This window comes from Macrococcus psychrotolerans (assembly GCF_038095555.1).
Taxonomy (GTDB): Bacteria; Bacillota; Bacilli; order Staphylococcales; family Staphylococcaceae; genus Macrococcoides; species Macrococcoides psychrotolerans.
The window spans coordinates 605,493-622,091 of sequence record NZ_CP124591.1; the positions used below are offsets into that span (position 1 = coordinate 605,493).

20 protein-coding genes are annotated in these 16,599 nt (G+C 36.4%); 11 read left to right on the forward strand and 9 right to left on the reverse strand.

Going from position 1 to position 16,599, the window contains the following annotated elements:
- Positions 1–11: 11 nt before the first annotated feature.
- Positions 12–1,325, forward strand: coding sequence for a Na+/H+ antiporter family protein (locus QA539_RS03180; protein ID WP_419895422.1), 1,314 nt, complete (start codon positions 12–14; stop codon positions 1,323–1,325).
- 21 nt (positions 1,326–1,346) lie between these two features.
- The gene (locus tag QA539_RS03185; protein WP_283721775.1) at positions 1,347–1,742 is read left to right on the forward strand and encodes a PaaI family thioesterase; all 396 of its coding nucleotides are present in this window, start codon (positions 1,347–1,349) and stop codon (positions 1,740–1,742) included.
- Between the two features lie 49 nt (positions 1,743–1,791).
- Here the strand turns inward: QA539_RS03185 and mnhG are convergent, their stop codons facing one another.
- From mnhG to QA539_RS03225, 8 genes are all read right to left on the reverse strand, one after another.
- Positions 1,792–2,133, reverse strand: coding sequence for a monovalent cation/H(+) antiporter subunit G (gene mnhG, locus QA539_RS03190; RefSeq protein WP_219494812.1), 342 nt, complete (start codon positions 2,131–2,133; stop codon positions 1,792–1,794).
- The gene (locus QA539_RS03195) at positions 2,105–2,407 is read right to left on the reverse strand and encodes a Na(+)/H(+) antiporter subunit F1 (RefSeq protein WP_012656481.1); all 303 of its coding nucleotides are present in this window, start codon (positions 2,405–2,407) and stop codon (positions 2,105–2,107) included. The genes mnhG and QA539_RS03195 overlap by 29 nt, the downstream gene beginning before the upstream one ends.
- Positions 2,404–2,883: a Na+/H+ antiporter subunit E gene (locus QA539_RS03200; protein ID WP_219494196.1), complete on the reverse strand. Its 480-nt coding sequence runs from the start codon at positions 2,881–2,883 to the stop codon at positions 2,404–2,406. Before QA539_RS03200 ends, QA539_RS03195 begins: the two co-directional genes overlap by 4 nt.
- A 1-nt stretch (position 2,884) precedes the next feature.
- Positions 2,885–4,366 carry a Na+/H+ antiporter subunit D gene (locus QA539_RS03205; protein ID WP_419895423.1) on the reverse strand — a complete coding sequence of 494 codons (1,482 nt, stop codon included), beginning with the start codon at positions 4,364–4,366 and terminating at the stop codon, positions 2,885–2,887.
- Complete coding sequence (locus tag QA539_RS03210; protein WP_219494200.1) at positions 4,356–4,697, reverse strand: Na(+)/H(+) antiporter subunit C; 342 nt, start codon at positions 4,695–4,697, stop codon at positions 4,356–4,358. Before QA539_RS03210 ends, QA539_RS03205 begins: the two co-directional genes overlap by 11 nt.
- Positions 4,697–5,125, reverse strand: a complete 429-nt coding sequence (locus QA539_RS03215; RefSeq protein WP_219522166.1) for a Na(+)/H(+) antiporter subunit B — start codon at positions 5,123–5,125, stop codon at positions 4,697–4,699. The genes QA539_RS03210 and QA539_RS03215 overlap by 1 nt, the downstream gene beginning before the upstream one ends.
- On the reverse strand, positions 5,109–7,487 hold the full coding sequence (locus QA539_RS03220; RefSeq protein ID WP_419895424.1) for a Na+/H+ antiporter subunit A: 2,379 nt from the start codon (positions 7,485–7,487) through the stop codon (positions 5,109–5,111). The genes QA539_RS03215 and QA539_RS03220 overlap by 17 nt, the downstream gene beginning before the upstream one ends.
- A gap of 171 nt (positions 7,488–7,658) precedes the next feature.
- Complete coding sequence (locus tag QA539_RS03225) at positions 7,659–8,036, reverse strand: kinase-associated lipoprotein B (protein ID WP_219494204.1); 378 nt, start codon at positions 8,034–8,036, stop codon at positions 7,659–7,661.
- Between the two features lie 63 nt (positions 8,037–8,099).
- Here QA539_RS03225 and QA539_RS03230 point away from each other — a divergent pair, with 63 nt between their 5' ends.
- From QA539_RS03230 to QA539_RS03260, 7 genes are all read left to right on the forward strand, one after another.
- Complete coding sequence (locus tag QA539_RS03230; RefSeq protein ID WP_219494205.1) at positions 8,100–8,690, forward strand: peptidylprolyl isomerase; 591 nt, start codon at positions 8,100–8,102, stop codon at positions 8,688–8,690.
- A 96-nt stretch (positions 8,691–8,786) separates the two neighbouring features.
- Positions 8,787–8,987, forward strand: coding sequence for a hypothetical protein (locus tag QA539_RS03235; RefSeq protein WP_419895425.1), 201 nt, complete (start codon positions 8,787–8,789; stop codon positions 8,985–8,987).
- Positions 8,971–9,225, forward strand: a complete 255-nt coding sequence (locus QA539_RS03240; protein WP_219494209.1) for a DUF1871 family protein — start codon at positions 8,971–8,973, stop codon at positions 9,223–9,225. The genes QA539_RS03235 and QA539_RS03240 overlap by 17 nt, the downstream gene beginning before the upstream one ends.
- A 66-nt stretch (positions 9,226–9,291) precedes the next feature.
- On the forward strand, positions 9,292–9,660 hold the full coding sequence (ygs, locus tag QA539_RS03245; protein ID WP_219494211.1) for a S1 domain-containing post-transcriptional regulator Ygs: 369 nt from the start codon (positions 9,292–9,294) through the stop codon (positions 9,658–9,660).
- 131 nt (positions 9,661–9,791) lie between these two features.
- On the forward strand, positions 9,792–11,336 hold the full coding sequence (gene pruA, locus QA539_RS03250) for an L-glutamate gamma-semialdehyde dehydrogenase (protein WP_283711578.1): 1,545 nt from the start codon (positions 9,792–9,794) through the stop codon (positions 11,334–11,336).
- 60 nt (positions 11,337–11,396) lie between these two features.
- On the forward strand, positions 11,397–12,590 hold the full coding sequence (locus QA539_RS03255) for an ornithine--oxo-acid transaminase (protein ID WP_219494215.1): 1,194 nt from the start codon (positions 11,397–11,399) through the stop codon (positions 12,588–12,590).
- A gap of 93 nt (positions 12,591–12,683) precedes the next feature.
- The gene (locus tag QA539_RS03260) at positions 12,684–13,928 is read left to right on the forward strand and encodes a Glu/Leu/Phe/Val family dehydrogenase (RefSeq protein WP_099482529.1); all 1,245 of its coding nucleotides are present in this window, start codon (positions 12,684–12,686) and stop codon (positions 13,926–13,928) included.
- 55 nt (positions 13,929–13,983) lie between these two features.
- On the opposite strand, the gene tagH is transcribed toward QA539_RS03260, so the two are convergent.
- Positions 13,984–14,775, reverse strand: coding sequence for a teichoic acids export ABC transporter ATP-binding subunit TagH (gene tagH, locus QA539_RS03265; RefSeq protein ID WP_419895426.1), 792 nt, complete (start codon positions 14,773–14,775; stop codon positions 13,984–13,986).
- Positions 14,776–14,905: 130 nt separating this feature from the next.
- Here tagH and QA539_RS03270 point away from each other — a divergent pair, with 130 nt between their 5' ends.
- Both QA539_RS03270 and QA539_RS03275 read left to right on the forward strand, forming a co-directional pair.
- Positions 14,906–15,706: a WecB/TagA/CpsF family glycosyltransferase gene (locus QA539_RS03270; RefSeq protein WP_419895427.1), complete on the forward strand. Its 801-nt coding sequence runs from the start codon at positions 14,906–14,908 to the stop codon at positions 15,704–15,706.
- 13 nt (positions 15,707–15,719) lie between these two features.
- Positions 15,720–16,538 carry an ABC transporter permease gene (locus tag QA539_RS03275; RefSeq protein ID WP_419895428.1) on the forward strand — a complete coding sequence of 273 codons (819 nt, stop codon included), beginning with the start codon at positions 15,720–15,722 and terminating at the stop codon, positions 16,536–16,538.
- Positions 16,539–16,599: the final 61 nt, after the last annotated feature.

A 16,599-nucleotide genomic window follows, 5' to 3' on the forward strand; every position in this document is an offset into this window, starting at 1 on the left:
AGGTTGAGAAGATGAATGCAGTTTTAATCGCAGTACTTGTAATGGTTATATTAAGTTTATGTCGACTGAATGTCGTGCTGTCATTATTTATCGGTGCACTAGCAGGAGGGCTTGTTTCTGGACTCGGGATAGATAAGACGATCGTTACCTTTACAGGAGGAATTGTCGACGGTAGTGAAGTTGCACTGAGCTATGCATTGCTCGGAGGGTTTGCAGCGATATTATCTTATAGTGGTATTACAGATTATTTCGTTGAAAAAATTATCAATATGCTTAAAAGGGATAACACAGTAAAGACAAGAACAGTTACGAAAGTGACGATACTTGTGTCACTGATTAGTATTGCATGTATGTCTCAGAACATTTTACCGGTACATATTGCCTTTATTCCAATTATTATTCCGCCACTTTTAAGTTTATTCAATGAACTCAAAATCGATAGACGATTAATTGCGGTAATCCTTACGTTCGGATTAAACTTTCCGTATGTGCTGATGCCATATGGTTTCGGTTATATCTTCCATGGCATTATCAAAAAAGGTTTTGATAAAGCAGCCCATCCTATAGAAATGAACCAGATTTTCCCTGCGATGATTATTCCATCGTTAGGATTTGTTATCGGGTTAATACTAGCGTTTATAATATTCAGGAAACCACGCGAATATAAGAGGGTTCAATTTAAAGAAGAGGCTCCGAGAAAAGCATTGAAACCATACGTTGTCATGGTTTCTATAGTAGCAATTGCTGCAACCTTTCTAGTACAGCTTACGACAGAATCCATGATTTTCGGTGCACTGGCTGGGATTCTAGTATTCTTTCTGTCATTTGCATTTGACTGGAAGACACTTGATGACGAACTTGTCTCAGGCATCAAGATTATGGCATATATCGGTGTCGTCATGCTCACAGCGAATGGATTCGCCAGTGTAATGTCAGCAACAGGTGATGTTGAACGTTTAGTTGCGGGTATGGTAGACTTTACAAGTGGCTCAAAAGTATTGACGATTATATTTATGTTAATCGTCGGACTGATTGTAACACTTGGTATTGGATCATCATTTGCAACCATTCCGATTATTGCAGCATTATTTATTCCACTTGGTGAATCTATCGGTTTATCAACTGCGGCAATAATCGCAGTTATCGGTACGGCCGCTGCTTTAGGAGATGCAGGTAGTCCTGCTAGTGATTCTACGTTAGGTCCAACCGCTGGATTGAATATGGATGGTCAGCACCATCATATTTGGGATACATGTGTACCGACATTCCTATTATTTAATATTCCGTTAATTATTTGTGGGTTTATCGCTGCAATGATATTATAGTTAAAAACGATAGGAGTCTATATGGAAGCGATTCATCAATTATTTGAACAGAACAATTTATTGAACCACTTAAATATGAAGTTTCACTCTTTCGATGGTCAGACGATAGTACTTACGATGCCAGTCATTGAAGAAGTGACGCAGCCTTTTGGATATCTCCATGGAGGTGCGACTGTCGCCTTATGTGAAACAGCCGCTTCACTCGGGTCAAAACTTCTCGCTTCAGACGATGAAATTCCGCTAGGATTAGAAATCAATGCCAATCACATCAGAAGTGTGAATAGCGGGATAGTAGAAGTACGTGCGAGCATCGTCCACAAAGGTCAGTCTGCACATGTTTGGCAGATGGAAGTAGTTCAAGGCGAAACACTGATCAGTATTAGCAGAGCGACCATTGCAATCAAGAAGAAGAAATAAAACAAACGCATCCGTTAAAGTTACGGATGCGTTTGTTCTATATTCTGATTTATTTAACGTCCTTTAAATCATCTCTAACTGTACTATCCGTATACTTCGTACCACTGTAATAGGCACTGCGCATAATAAGATGAGATCCAATAGGTCCTGTCGTAAAGATAAATAAAATTGCAAGAAGTAATGTCGGTTCAAAGTGATGATCTCGTGCCAGGAAGTGTAAGAAAACACCGAACATCATAGACATGACACCTAGCGTTGATGATTTACCTGCAGCATGCGCTCTTGTATACACATCAGGAAGACGAATAAGCCCGATTGCACTGACACATGACAGCAGTGCACCAATCATAATAAAGATAATGCTAATGATCTGTACGATTGTTACGATCATATTCAACGATCTCTCCTTTTTGCATAAATTTCGCAAACGCTGTTGTGCCTAAGAAAGCGAGAACTGCGAGTAACATGATAATACTAATGAAATACTTTGTATTTAATAATACTGAAAATAAGGCGATCATTGCCATCAGTGAAATGCCTAATGCATCCAGACCGACCACGCGGTCTGCTAGCGTAGGACCTTTTATTACACGGTAAAGTATTCCGAGCATCGCAAAAGAAACGAGAATCAGTGCGATAATAATTATTAAATCCATATTGATCATTGGATACCAATCTCCTTTATCGCTTTTTCAAAAGACTGTTTGATCCCTTCACATTCAGATTCGATATCACTAAAATCAATCGAATGAATATAAAGTTTAGATTTATCATCACTCACAGCAACAACGACTGTACCAGGTGTAAGCGTGATGAGCAGAGATAATAGGCTAATCTCCCAGTCTTTTCTTAGAGATGTCTCATATGTGAAAAATGCAGGTTTTATATCGATTTTTGGTGACATAACAATCTTTAAGACACCGATATTTGCTTTAAAGAGTTCAATAATAAAAATTGCAAATAATCGTAATACTTTAAGAAACGGAATGAGATAAAATCCACCTGGCAGGAATGGACGCATAATATACAGTGCAAACAATCCAAACAGATATCCTAATATTAAATTGCCAAGTGAAGCTGAGCTGGTCATGATCACCCACATGATCATTAGTCCGATATGAATAATAAGTTGTATTGCCATATTATTTCACCCCCAGAGCTTTAACGTAAGACGCTGGATTATAAATATGCTCAGCTGCAGTCGCTATATACGGATAAAGTTGTTCACTGCATAATCCAAATAATACAGCCACTGTTGTCATGATAACAGAAGCAATCAGCATTTTATGATAAGGTTTGGTTTCATATACAATTCCCTTATCATCACCGAAAAATACCATGATAAAGATTTTTATAACAGAGAGCAGTACGATCAAGCTACTGATCAAAATGATAAGTGCACTTGCAGTATAACCTTCTATAAAGGCCGCTTTTACGATAAAAAATTTACCGAAGAATCCACTGAGTGGTGGAATACCAGCTAAGCATAAAGCTGCAATAAAGAATGTCCACCCGAGCACAGGATAGCGTTTAATTAAGCCGCTGATATTTCTAATATCTGTTTCTCCTGTGATCTTAATGATCACACCGACTAGCATAAAGAGACTTGCTTTAATGAGCATATCGTGAATTAAATAGTATATGCCACCGATTGTAGACTCTTTTGTAAATATGACGATACCCATAATAATTACACCGACTGCAATCATAATGTTATAAATAATAATCTTCTTCATATCGAAATATGCAATCGCACCGATACAGCCGAATATTATTGTGAGCAATGCAAGGACAAGTAATATATTTGTTACTACAGGTCCTGAATAACTGAAGAACAAGCTATATGTTCTATAGATTGCATAGACACCGACTTTCGTAAGTAATGCCCCAAACAATCCTAGGATTGGTATCGGCGGTGCATAATAAGCGCCCGGTAGCCAGAAATAAAGTGGGAACATTCCCGCTTTCGTTGCAAATATGAAGATAAATAGAATAGATACAACGATAATAATATCCTGATCCTGAATCGTTGATATTCTACTGCTGATATCTGCCATGTTCAGCGAGCCGACTACAGAATAAAGCATCCCAATTGCCAGCACGAAAAAGGCAGAAGATGTGACATTGACCAAAATATATTTAATACTTTCCTGTAGCTGTATCTTCGTTCCTCCGATGATCATCAGAACATAGGAAGCAATTAAGAAAACTTCGAAGAATACGAACAAGTTAAAGATATCTCCTGTTGTAAATGCACCGTTAAGTCCCGCAAGCATAAACATTACAGAAGTATAGTAATAATAAGTTTCACGATCTTTTCCGATTGTCTGGAAAGAGTAGAAGATCATGAGCAATGTAATAAATGTAGAAGTTACTACAAGAATTGAAGCAAACATATCAGAAACAAGGACGATACTATAAGGTACTTTCCAGTTCCCGAGCTCTAGATATGTCGTTCCATTCTTGTATACATGAAAGAACTGTATCACAGTTGCAATAAGTGTGATTAATGTGCCGAAAAAAGCCACCATACGCTTGATGATTGGACGTTTACCAATCAGGATTAATATAATTGCGGTAATTGCGGGCAGAATGATCGGCATTATAACTAAGTTACTCATCATCCGGCACCCCCTTAAAATCAGCTACGTTATCAGTTCCGAGTTCTTTATAGCTACGAAAAGCGAGTACAAGGAAAAATGCAGTTACGGCAAAGCTGATAACGATAGCTGTTAAGATCAGTGCCTGTGGAATAGGATCAACATATATTTTATGCTTTCCGGAATAAATCGGAGAAGCAGCATTTTTTAAAGTGCCGCTAGTAAGAAGCAGCAAATTGACTGCGTGCGAAATAATTGAAGAACCAATGATAATTCTAATTAAACTTTTAGAAAGAATTAAATAGACACCAGCAGCAACTAATATGCCGCTTAAAATAATTATTAATATTTCCATTATTCATTCTCTCCAATCGTTAAGATGATTGTCAGTGTCGTTCCGATAACGACGAGCATTACCCCGATATCGAAGAATAATGCTGTATGATAATGTATTGCGCCAAGTACAGGTACATGTAGTTCGCCAAAAGAATGCGTAAAAAATGGTTTGCCCTGCAATAAACTGATAAGCGGTGTCGCATAGCAAAATATAAGTCCGATACCGATTACTTTTTTGAAGTCAATTGGCAGGATGCGATATAAAGTCTTAATATCATAAGCGATTAATATGATCAGTAACGCAGCAGAAATTAATAATCCACCAACGAAACCACCACCTGGCAAATAATGTCCGTTCATAAATATAGAGAATGCAAACATTACAATGATGAAGAAGACGACAAGCGTACAGAATTGTAATATCACATCATTATCTTGTTTCTTCATTATGTTCACCTCTCGTCTTTCTTAATCTGACTAGTGTATAGATACCGATTCCTGCAATGGCGAGCACACTTGATTCAAATAATGTATCAAAACCACGGAAATCCACGAGGATAACATTGACCATGTTTTTTCCTGCTGCAAGATCATATACATTTTTGATGTAGTATTCAGAAATAGATGTAAAGTGTTTATTGCTATAAGATACTAATGCAATGAGTGACACGATTATACCTGTAGCAATGGCAATGATAACATTTGTAACTTTAAATTTCTTTTCCTCAACGTGACGGTATTCCTTAGGCATGTGATAGAAACACATCAGAAATAAAGCGGTTGAAATGGTTTCGATTGACAACTGTGTGAGTGCAAGGTCCGGCGCTTTAAAGAATACGAAGAGTAAAGCGATTGAATAGCCTATCGCACTCAGCATTATAATACTGAATAATCGCGACTGAGCCTTTAATATCATTATCGTTGCAATAACGATGATTAATATAAGCACAAGTTCATACAGTCGAATACTGGCAATGGATTCAAAGTATATTGAGAGATCAGTTTTTAAAAACACATACACAGACATCAATAATAATGTTGAGAAAATACTTAAAATGCTGAAACGAATAGAGTGATAGACAAGTCTTCTATTCACTTCGTAGCTGAGCTTTTGTGATTGATCTAATATAATATTATATACGTTATTCAACTTTAATTGCGCAGGCCATAACTGGTAAACCTTCTGCCACTTTGTAATAAAGTAGAGCAGGACACTACCAATAATAATGATTGCCAGCGTAATTAAAAGAGGCGTATTAATACCATGGAAATGATGGATCTGTTTTAACGTAACAGTATCGTTCACAATTGCACTTGTTGCTGATTGCAATAACGGGCGGAACATATCCGGTAATACTGATATTATCAACATCACTGAAATAAGTATAATCGGTGATAATAAAAAGAATATCGGTGCTTCGTGTGGCTTCTTTTCAGTTTTGTTTTGGGTTTTGTTAGGTAGGAACACATCTTTAATCAGTTTTAAAGAGTAGATAAATGTAAATATACTGCCGACAAACATCAATAGTAGTAGGAACCCACTTAGTAATGTATTAAATAACCCATGTTCTGCTGATAATAATACAGATTCTAAAAACATTTCCTTACTGATAAATCCATTAAACGGGGGCACACCAGCCATGCTGAGTACACCTAACGTTGTAAGTGTAAATGTTATTGGCATGATAAACATTAAGCCGTTGAGCTTATGAATATTACGTGTCCCTGTTTCATGATCGATAATACCGACGAGCATAAACAGTGCACCTTTAAATGTTGCATGGTTCAATATATGGAATACAGCAGCAGTAACTGCAATATAATATGCTGTTTCATGTCCTGCTTTTAAACTGATTGACCCAATACCGAGTAAGCTCATGATAAGTCCGAGCTGACTGACTGTACTGAAAGCTAAAATACCTTTCAAATCAATTTGATTGACTGCTTTAATAGAAGCAAAGCACATTGTGAATAATCCAACGATAACGATTGCATATGTCCATGTATTACTCACTGCAAATAATGGTGTAAATCTTGCAACTAAATAAATGCCGGCTTTAACCATCGTTGCAGAATGCAGGTAAGCACTGACAGGTGTCGGTGCCTCCATCGCATCTGGTAACCAGATGTGGAACGGAAACTGCGCAGATTTTGTAAATGCTGCAAGTAGAATAAGGATAGCTGCTAACGTGAACAATGAGTGTGACTGCACTTTTGTTGCTTGGATAAACATATCAGAAATAACAGGTGTGCCTGTAATACTGATTAGGATGCTCAACCCACCAAGCATCATCAATCCGCCAAACACTGTGATTAGCATTGACTTCAATGCCCCGTCGGTTGATTTCTCTTTGTGGTACCAGAATGATATAAGCAGGAAGCTTGAGATACTTGTAAGCTCCCAGAATAAATAGAGCGATAAGACATTGTTGCTTGTTACAACACCTAACATTGCCCCCATAAACAATAATAAGTATGTATAGAAACGACCGAGCGCTTCCTCTTTATGCAGGTAATGAATCGAATAAAATACAACAAGCGTTCCAATGATTGAGATGAGTAATGTAAATAGCAATGCCAAGCCATCAAGACGGATATCAAAGTTGAGACCGATACTTGGCATCCAGGTGAAGTGTTTGTTGATGGGTGCGTGCATCACTGTTTGAATTAACGATAAAAAGTAGAGTGACGCGATAACAGGTACAAGTAACACAAAATAGCCTGTATGTATGCCTTTTATATACTTTGCCAAAATGCCAGGTAAAAGACTAGCGAAGATTGGAAGTAATACGATTAATAATATAGACACCGATTGAACCTCCTTTAAATTTCATATTCTCTATTATACAGAAAAATGTGAGTTTATTAACGACACTGCTTGGAATAAAATATCATTGTACATATAAAATTCATATTTCTTTAAATAAGAAGAAAACATATTTCCAAATTCAAAAGTTCACGAAATTGTAACAATATAACTTTAAAATTTAACTTTATATTGTCTTTCATATTCTCCCTTTAAATTTCGAAGCATTGCCAATGACTGCTGATTAAATGCACTATCCTCTTTATTAAGTTTTTCTTCCATCTTACTGATAGCATTACGGAGTGATTCTTCATAGGACAGAGGAGCTGCTTCATAAGGTTTCAATAAATTTTTATCAACAATGCGTTTTTCTTTGAAGCTTAGTGCACGGCGTTCATGAAAAAAGACATTTTCCACTTCGTTACGGTTATGTAGATCACCTTGAGTGGGGTGGGTGATAACGTTTATAACCTGGACAAGTTCGCCGTTTGGTCTTGATTCCAGATGTTCTACAATATAAATTCCTGTTTTATGCATTAGTCTAAAATACATATTCATCATCCTTTATGTTAAAATGGTTTATTGTAAACATCATATCATGAAGGAGAGAGAAAAATGACTAATTTTCCTCAATTAAGTACAGAAATTTCTGAAAATGAAAAACTCGTAACAATGCATACAAATAAAGGTGTAATGAAGTTTAAGTTATTTCCTGAAATTGCACCAAAGACTGTAGAGAACTTTATTCAGTTATCACAAAAAGGATACTATGAAGGCATTACGTTCCACCGTGTGATCAATGACTTTATGATTCAAGGTGGAGACCCAACTGGTACTGGCATGGGTGGAGAAAGTATTTATGGTGACAAATTCGAAGATGAATTTTCTATGGAAGCTTTCAATCTATACGGTGCATTATCGATGGCAAATGCAGGGCCGGATACAAATGGTTCACAATTCTTTATCGTACAGATGAAACAAGTGCCGGCACAAATGTTATCACAGTTAAAGCAGGGTGGCTGGCCAGAAGAAATTGTTGATGCATATGCTGAACATGGAGGCACACCATGGTTAGACCAGAAACATACGGTATTTGGTCAGTTGGTTGAAGGTGCAGATACGTTAGAAACTATTGCAGCAGTAAAAGTAGGCGGGCAAGATAAACCTCTTGAAGATGTGATTATCGAACGTATTGAAATACAATAATTAATCATTCATAAGTCATGAAATCGTCATGACTTATGATTTTTTTTTATATCCATCATGTTATAATAATAAAATTAGGAGTGTGAAGTTATTATGATGGAATTTCTATATTTCCCTGAAAATAAGTGGGAGTATATACCTGCAGTCATTTCGCTGATCTTTTTTATGGTCCTTGCTTATATCACATATCGTTTCTTTAAGAAGAATTCAGAAGCGGAAGAGAAAAAGTTAAAAGCATTTGAAGCAGAAGTTATGCAAAGATTAAAAGAGGATAAAGACCATGAATCCAGAATTTAATATTAAGATGTATCAAATTTTAAACCAATGGAATCCGATGCAGCTTGAAGATGCAAACGAGGGCGATATGGAGTATTACGAAATCATGGATATCATTCATCAGAAACTGCCTTACAAAATCACAATTGAAAAGATTCAAGATGTCTTCCTATTCAGTTTTGACGCATCTCTTTCTGAAACAGAAATAGCAGATGTTCTGGTACAAATATATGCATTAGATCAATCATGTGAAGTGTAGACTTCACATGATTTTTTTTAATGATTTAATTATGATAAAATAAGCTTAAGAAAATGAGGGATGAAGATGAAGAAGACATATAAAAAGGGACAGTTTATAAAAGTAAAGGTTACAGGCATTCAGCCATATGGTGCATTCGTTGAAACTGAGGATCATACTGAAGGTCTGATCCATATCTCAGAAGTAATGAACGATTATGTCCACAATTTAAATTTGTTGCTATCAGTAGGACAGATTGTGAAGGTTAAAGTATTGAATGTTTCAAGAGATGGGAAACTCAACTTAAGTTTGAAAGAAAATGAATACTTTAAGAAACAAGAAAGAAAGAAAACGAAGCGTTCGGTACTGGAGCAGCTCAATGAGCCTGAATCTATTGGTTTTGAGACACTTCAAGAACGTTTACCCGGGTGGATAGAACGCGGATTAAAGCTATAATTTTTATTCGCGAACATGTATAAATAATTTTTGTAAAATTTTGAGCATTTAGGGTTGAACTATTGAAAGAAATTGTTCATTATATGTATGTAAGGGTTTTCTAACCATAATACTAAGGGGGAAAATATTAAATGATTTCGTACAGACATGAACCTTTTACAGATTTCACTGTAGAAGAGAATAAACAGGCGATGCTAAAAGGTATCGAAACAGTAAAAGGATATTTAGGAGAAGACTATCCGCTCATTATCGGGGGTGAGCGTATCTTTACGGATAATAAAGTACGTTCATATAATCCGGCGAATCGTGAAGAAACAGTCGGTAATGTATCACAAGCAACACAAGAACATGCTGAACAAGCAATGAAAGTTGCTAAAGAAACATTCAGAACATGGAGAAATACAGACCCTAAAATGCGTGCAGACATCTTATTCCGAGCGGCTGCAATCATTCGTCGCCGTAAACATGAATTCTCAGCGATCATGATTAAAGAAGCTGGTAAACCTTGGAACGAAGCGGATGCAGATACAGCTGAAGCAATCGACTTCCTTGAGTTCTATGGACGTGAAATGTTACGTCTTAAAGATGGCGTAAAAGTTGAGAGCCGTCCAGGTGAATATAACCGTTATGACTATATCGCTCTAGGTGTGGGTGTTGTTATTTCACCTTGGAACTTCCCATTAGCAATCATGGCAGGAACAACAGTTGCACCTCTAGTTACGGGTAACACTGTACTACTTAAACCTTCAAGTAATACTTCGGTTGTTGCATATAAGTTTATGGAAGTATTAGAAGAAGCGGGTATGCCTAAAGGTGTAGTAAACTATATTCCAGGTTCAAGCCGTGATATTGGGGACTTCATCGTAGATCACGTAGATACACGCTTTGTCTCATTTACTGGGAGCCGCGACGTTGGCGTTCATATTTATGAGCGTGCAGCGAAGGTTCATGAAGGTCAATTAAACTTAAAACGTGTCATCGCTGAAATGGGTGGTAAAGATACAATCGTTGTTGACTCTGAAGCAGACATTGAATTAGCAGCAGAATCAATCGTGAAATCAGCGTTTGGTTTCTCAGGTCAGAAATGTTCTGCATGTTCTCGCGCAGTCATCGTTGAAGATGTATACGATGAAGTTGTTGCATTAGTTAAAGAGAAAACTGAAAAGTTATCTGCAGGGAACCCAGAGACGAATGAACATTTCATGGGACCTGTCATCGATGAGAAATCATTAAATAAAATTAAAGAATACATTGAAATCGGTAAATCTGAAGGACGTTTACTTGTAGGTGGAACAACTGAGGAGTCAGTTGGAAACTTTGTAAATCCAACAGTTTTCGTTGATCTAAAACATGATGATCGCTTAATGCAGGAAGAAATCTTTGGTCCTGTTGTCGGAATTACTAAAGCGAAAGACTTCACGCAAGCAATCGAATTTGCAAATGATACAGACTACGGTTTAACAGGTGCGGTTATTACAAATAATCGTGAACATCTAGAACAGGCACGTCGTGACTTCATGGTAGGTAACTTATACTTCAACCGTGGATGTACAGGTGCAATCGTTGGATACCAGCCATTTGGTGGATTTAAGATGTCAGGTACAGATTCTAAAGCAGGCGGACCGGACTACTTAGTACTGCACATGCAAGGTCGTACAACTTCCGAAATGCTTTAATCTATATAAAATCTAAACAGTAGTGCGCCGCACTACTGTTTTTAAAAAAGGGGAATAATAATGACTAAATCTCAAGATATTATCGAAATTACAAATCATTACGGAGCGCCAAACTATCATCCGCTACCAATCGTGATCTCAGAAGCTGAAGGGGTATGGGTAAGTGACCCGGAAGGCAACAAATATATGGATATGTTATCAGCGTACTCAGCGGTAAACCAAGGACACCGTCATCCAAAGATTATTCAAGCATTGAAAGATCAGGCTGACCGTGTGACATTAACTTCACGTGCTTTCCACAGTGACCAATTAGGTCCCTGGTATGAAAAGATCTGTAAACTTGCAGGTAAAGAAATGGTATTACCAATGAATACAGGTGCAGAAGCAGTTGAAACTGCAATTAAAGCAGCACGACGCTGGGCTTATGATGTTAAAGGTGTAGCGAAAGATCAAGCTGAAATCATTGCGATGAAAGGAAACTTCCATGGTCGTACGATGGCCGCCGTATCATTATCAAGCGAAGCAGAATACCAACGTGGCTATGGTCCGTTATTGGGTGGCTTTAAACTTGTTGAGTTTGATGATATCGAACAGATTAAGGCGGCTATAACACCGAACACTGCTGCGGTATTACTTGAGCCAATTCAAGGCGAAGCAGGTATCAATATTCCTGAAGATGGATTTTTAAGACAAGTGCGCGATGTATGTACTGAAAACAATGTATTATTTATCGCCGATGAGATCCAGGCAGGCCTTGGACGCTCCGGTAAGATGTTTGCTACAGATTGGGATAATGTAGTCCCTGATATGTATATTCTAGGTAAAGCATTAGGTGGGGGAGTATTCCCAATCTCATGTGTATTAGCTGATAAAGAAATCTTAGAAGTGTTCAATGCAGGTAGTCATGGTTCAACATTTGGTGGTAATCCGTTAGCGTGTGCAGTTTCAAATGCAGCATTAGATGTATTAGTGGATGAGAAGTTAGCAGAACGTTCCTTAGAATTAGGAGAATACTTCCAGTCCAAATTAAAAGAAATTGACAACCCAGTAATCAAAGAAGTTCGTGGTAAAGGATTATTTATTGGTGTTGAATTAAATGAAGCAGCACGTCCATACTGTGAACAACTTAAAGAACTAGGGTTACTATGTAAAGAAACACATGACACGGTCATCCGCTTTGCACCCCCTTTGATCATCTCTCAAGAAGATTTAGACTGGGCGATCGACAAAGTACAACAAGTATTTTCAAAATAGTTGGTAGCGTTTTCAATTTTAGACTTTTAAAAGTTTTTTAATATGTTACAATTAACAATGTAGAATTATAGAATATAAAAAGAGGCGAATAAAATGTCAGAAACTACTAACTTAGTGTCATCTACACAGGAAATTATTCATGAAGCTTTAGAAAAATTAGGGTTTGATGAAGGTATGTATGATTTAGTGAAAGAACCATTACGTCTATTAACAGTACGTATTCCAGTACGAATGGATGATGGTTCGGTTAAAACTTTCACGGGTTACCGTGCTCAGCATAATGATGCTGTAGGTCCTACTAAAGGTGGGGTACGTTTCCATCCGGATGTTGATGAAGATGAAGTGAAAGCTTTATCAATGTGGATGACATTAAAATGCGGTATCGTTGATCTACCATACGGTGGGGGTAAAGGGGGTATCGTGTGTGATCCACGTCAGATGAGTATTCATGAAGTTGAACGTTTATCTCGTGGTTATGTTCGTGCGATTTCTCAAATCGTAGGTCCAACGAAAGATATTCCAGCACCGGACGTATTTACAAACAGTCAGATTATGGCTTGGATGATGGATGAATACAGCATGATGGATGCATTCAACTCTCCAGGATTTATTACAGGAAAACCGATTGTACTTGGAGGATCACAAGGACGTGACCGTTCAACTGCATTAGGAGTAGTAATTGCGATTGAAGAAGCAGCAAAACGTCGTGGTAAGCAGATTAAAGATGCTCGAGTAGTTATACAAGGTTTCGGTAATGCAGGAAGTTTCTTAGCGAAGTTCTTATATGATGCTGGGGCTAAGGTTGTCGGAATTTCAGATGCATATGGTGCTTTACATGATCCGAATGGTTTAGACATCGATTATCTATTAGATCGTCGTGATAGCTTCGGTACAGTAACGAATCTTTTTGAAGATACAATTACTAATAAGGAATTATTCGAATTAGATTGTGACATTCTAGTACCAGCTGCAATTTCTAACCAGATTACTGGTGATAATGCACATGATATTAAAGCAGATATCGTAGTTGAAGCTGCAAATGGTCCAACAACACCTGAAGCAACTAAAATTTTAACTGAACGCGGCATTCTACTTGTGCCAGATGTACTTGCAAGTGCAGGTGGAGTTACAGTATCGTACTTTGAATGGGTACAGAATAATCAAGGCTATTACTGGACAGAAGAAGAAGTTAATGAGAAGTTAAGAGATAAGCTTGTAACTGCATTTGATAATGTATATACATTATCACAAAACAGAAATATTGATATGCGTCTAGCAGCATACATTATCGGTATTAAACGAACAGCAGAAGCCGCACGTTACCGTGGATGGGCTTAAGATTAATAAATATATAAAACCGAGCATATTTGTTATTATGCTCGGTTTTATTATTCTATTTATAGAAAAGTCTTTTTTCATTTAATTTGTTACGAAATGCTTTTTGCTCCTTACTGCTTTTCTTTTTATAATCTTTAAGAAAATTTTCGTATTGGTCCATAATCTCATTTGTTTCTCCGAAAGCTTTAACTTCTCCGGCTTCAATCCACATTATTTTAGTACAAAATTCTCTTACTTGTTTTAAATTATGGCTTACAAAGAAAATGGTTTTACCAGCATCTTTAAACTCGTGGATTTTATTTAAACTCTTTTGAGTGAATGTCTGATCGCCTACAGATAATGCTTCATCAATAACCAGGATATCAGGATCAACATTGATACTGATTGCAAATCCTAGTTTCGATTTCATACCACTAGAATATTTTTTTACGGGCTGATAAATGAAGTCACCTAATTCAGAGAACTCAATAATTTTAGGTGTAAGTTCTTTGATTTTGGATTTAGAATATCCCATGAGCAACAGTTTAAACTCTATATTATCGTAGCCGGATAATTGCGCGTTTAAGCCAGCTGCGATTGCGATAACGCTCACCTGACCATTTCGAACGACTTTTCCATCAGTAATAGCTACGCTCCCACCGATAATATTACTGATTGTTGATTTTCCTGATCCATTGATTCCTACTAAGCCGACAATATCCCCTTCATATGCTTCAAAATTTATATCTTTTAAAGCATAAAACCTTTTAGTTTTCTTGGGTAAAATGATATCTAATAATCGATCTTTATTATTATTGAAGAGTTTGTATTCCTTTGTGACATTTTCAAATTTAACAGTTGTTTTCATTATACTCATCCTTATGTAAAAAAATGTAAATATTAAGAGATTGTAAAGAATGTTTAAATACTGTATATTATAATATACATTATACTAGAAAATTGCAAAGAGGTGATGGATGTCTTGTACATCTTGACCAATGACATATGAACTTTTAAAACGATATAATATCCATACAGCAATATGTGATGTATTAGATGTTCCTTTCAATGATATAACAAAAGAAGAAACTTTAGAAATAATTGAAAAATTTGATACTATACCTACAACAGATAATTTATTTATAGTAACTGCAAATCCTGAAATTACATATATGGCTAAAAAAAATACGAGTTATATGACACGTATTTCTATGGCAGACTTGATTGTACCTGATGGTATCGGTATTATTAAAGCAGCTAGGCACCTTGGCAGACCTATGAAATCCCGTGTGCCTGGTATTGAATTGATGGAAGGAATGCTAGAAATAGCGAATATGAGAAATAAAAAGGTTTTCCTTCTGGGCAGTTCAAAAAAGACGGTTAAGCAATGCCAGCACAAATTAGAAGAGAGATATCCAAATATTATCTTTAACTCCAAGCATGGATATAAAGAAATAGATGATAAAAAAACTCTAAAGAAGTTAAAAGATTTTGAGCCCGACTATGTATTTGTAGCAATGGGCTTTCCAAAACAAGAAAGTTTTATATATTTTAATCAGCATCATTTTCGTCATACTGTATTCATGGGGGTAGGAGGGTCGTTTGATGTATTGAGTGGTAATGTTAAACGAGCACCTGAAGTTTTTATTAATATGAACTTAGAATGGCTATATAGAATATTGACTGATTTTAAACGATTTAAAAGAGCGATAACAATTCCATTATTTATGATTGAAGTTAGGAAGCAAATGTTTAACGAAAAATATGATCCACATAAACATCTAAAAGAAAAAGAATAGAAAAGAGGATATTATGAATCCTGTAAGCGTTGTTTTAAGAGAACAGTTTAAAAATTTTTATTTAATTCAAAGACTTGCACAATTTCAAATTAAAATATCGACACATGATAATTATTTAGGCCTTGCGTGGGAATTTATTAATCCACTTATTCAAATCGGTGTTTATTACTTTGTCTTCGGCATTGGTATAAGAGGAGGACGAGCAGATATTCATGGTGTGCCATTTATCTTATGGATGCTTGTTGGTATAAGTATGTGGTTCTTTGTGAATCAAGGTATTCTGGAAGGTACAAAGTCCATTTCGATGAAGTATAGTCAAGTTGCTAAAATGAATTTCCCTTTATCCACGATTCCAAGTTATATTTTAATGAGTAAATTTTATACACATATTATATTATTAGGGCTAATTATTGGTATTTGTTTCTTGTCAGGAATTAAACCATCCATACATATGCTGCAGCTCTTAATCTATATACCGTTCGTATACATTTTCAGTCTATCTGTAACAATGTTTACATCAACACTTGGTGTCCTTGTCAGAGATGTACAGATGGCTGTTCAAGCATTATTAAGAGTGTTATTTTACATCTCTCCGATATTATGGCTACCAGAAGGTACATCTGAAAAGATGCAAATAGTAGAATTTATAATGAAATTGAATCCTGTTTACTTCTTAGCGGAAAGCTATAGAAGTGCTATACTATATCATGAATGGTACTTAGTAGAACATTGGAAGTTAGCATTATATAATCTTGGATTTGTTTTGTTTTTCTTTATTCTCGGCTCAATCCTCCATGTAAAATTCAGAGAACGTTTCAGTGACTTCATATAAGTTCAAATATTTGAATATCTATTAGTAGCTATGACATAATATGCTTAATTGCGTATTATGT

Excerpts from the sequence above, each read along its gene's own strand:
- QA539_RS03200 (WP_219494196.1), bottom strand. The coding sequence starts at position 2,883 with ATGGCAATACAACTTATTATTCATATCGGACTAATGATCATGTGGGTG.
- QA539_RS03195 (WP_012656481.1), bottom strand. The coding sequence starts at position 2,407 with ATGATCAATATGGATTTAATAATTATTATCGCACTGATTCTCGTTTCT.
- QA539_RS03260 (WP_099482529.1), top strand. The coding sequence starts at position 12,684 with ATGTCAGAAACTACTAACTTAGTGTCATCTACACAGGAAATTATTCAT.
- QA539_RS03255 (WP_219494215.1), top strand. The coding sequence starts at position 11,397 with ATGACTAAATCTCAAGATATTATCGAAATTACAAATCATTACGGAGCG.
- QA539_RS03210 (WP_219494200.1), bottom strand. The coding sequence starts at position 4,697 with ATGGAAATATTAATAATTATTTTAAGCGGCATATTAGTTGCTGCTGGT.
- QA539_RS03270 (WP_419895427.1), top strand. The coding sequence starts at position 14,906 with ATGACATATGAACTTTTAAAACGATATAATATCCATACAGCAATATGT.
- QA539_RS03225 (WP_219494204.1), bottom strand. The coding sequence starts at position 8,036 with ATGTATTTTAGACTAATGCATAAAACAGGAATTTATATTGTAGAACAT.
- tagH (WP_419895426.1), bottom strand. The coding sequence starts at position 14,775 with ATGAAAACAACTGTTAAATTTGAAAATGTCACAAAGGAATACAAACTC.
- pruA (WP_283711578.1), top strand. The coding sequence starts at position 9,792 with ATGATTTCGTACAGACATGAACCTTTTACAGATTTCACTGTAGAAGAG.
- QA539_RS03240 (WP_219494209.1), top strand. The coding sequence starts at position 8,971 with ATGAATCCAGAATTTAATATTAAGATGTATCAAATTTTAAACCAATGG.
- QA539_RS03235 (WP_419895425.1), top strand. The coding sequence starts at position 8,787 with ATGGAATTTCTATATTTCCCTGAAAATAAGTGGGAGTATATACCTGCA.
- QA539_RS03185 (WP_283721775.1), top strand. The coding sequence starts at position 1,347 with ATGGAAGCGATTCATCAATTATTTGAACAGAACAATTTATTGAACCAC.
- QA539_RS03230 (WP_219494205.1), top strand. The coding sequence starts at position 8,100 with ATGACTAATTTTCCTCAATTAAGTACAGAAATTTCTGAAAATGAAAAA.
- QA539_RS03205 (WP_419895423.1), bottom strand. The coding sequence starts at position 4,366 with ATGATGAGTAACTTAGTTATAATGCCGATCATTCTGCCCGCAATTACC.
- QA539_RS03180 (WP_419895422.1), top strand. The coding sequence starts at position 12 with ATGAATGCAGTTTTAATCGCAGTACTTGTAATGGTTATATTAAGTTTA.
- QA539_RS03275 (WP_419895428.1), top strand. The coding sequence starts at position 15,720 with ATGAATCCTGTAAGCGTTGTTTTAAGAGAACAGTTTAAAAATTTTTAT.
- mnhG (WP_219494812.1), bottom strand. The coding sequence starts at position 2,133 with ATGATCGTAACAATCGTACAGATCATTAGCATTATCTTTATTATGATT.
- ygs (WP_219494211.1), top strand. The coding sequence starts at position 9,292 with ATGAAGAAGACATATAAAAAGGGACAGTTTATAAAAGTAAAGGTTACA.
- QA539_RS03215 (WP_219522166.1), bottom strand. The coding sequence starts at position 5,125 with ATGAAGAAACAAGATAATGATGTGATATTACAATTCTGTACGCTTGTC.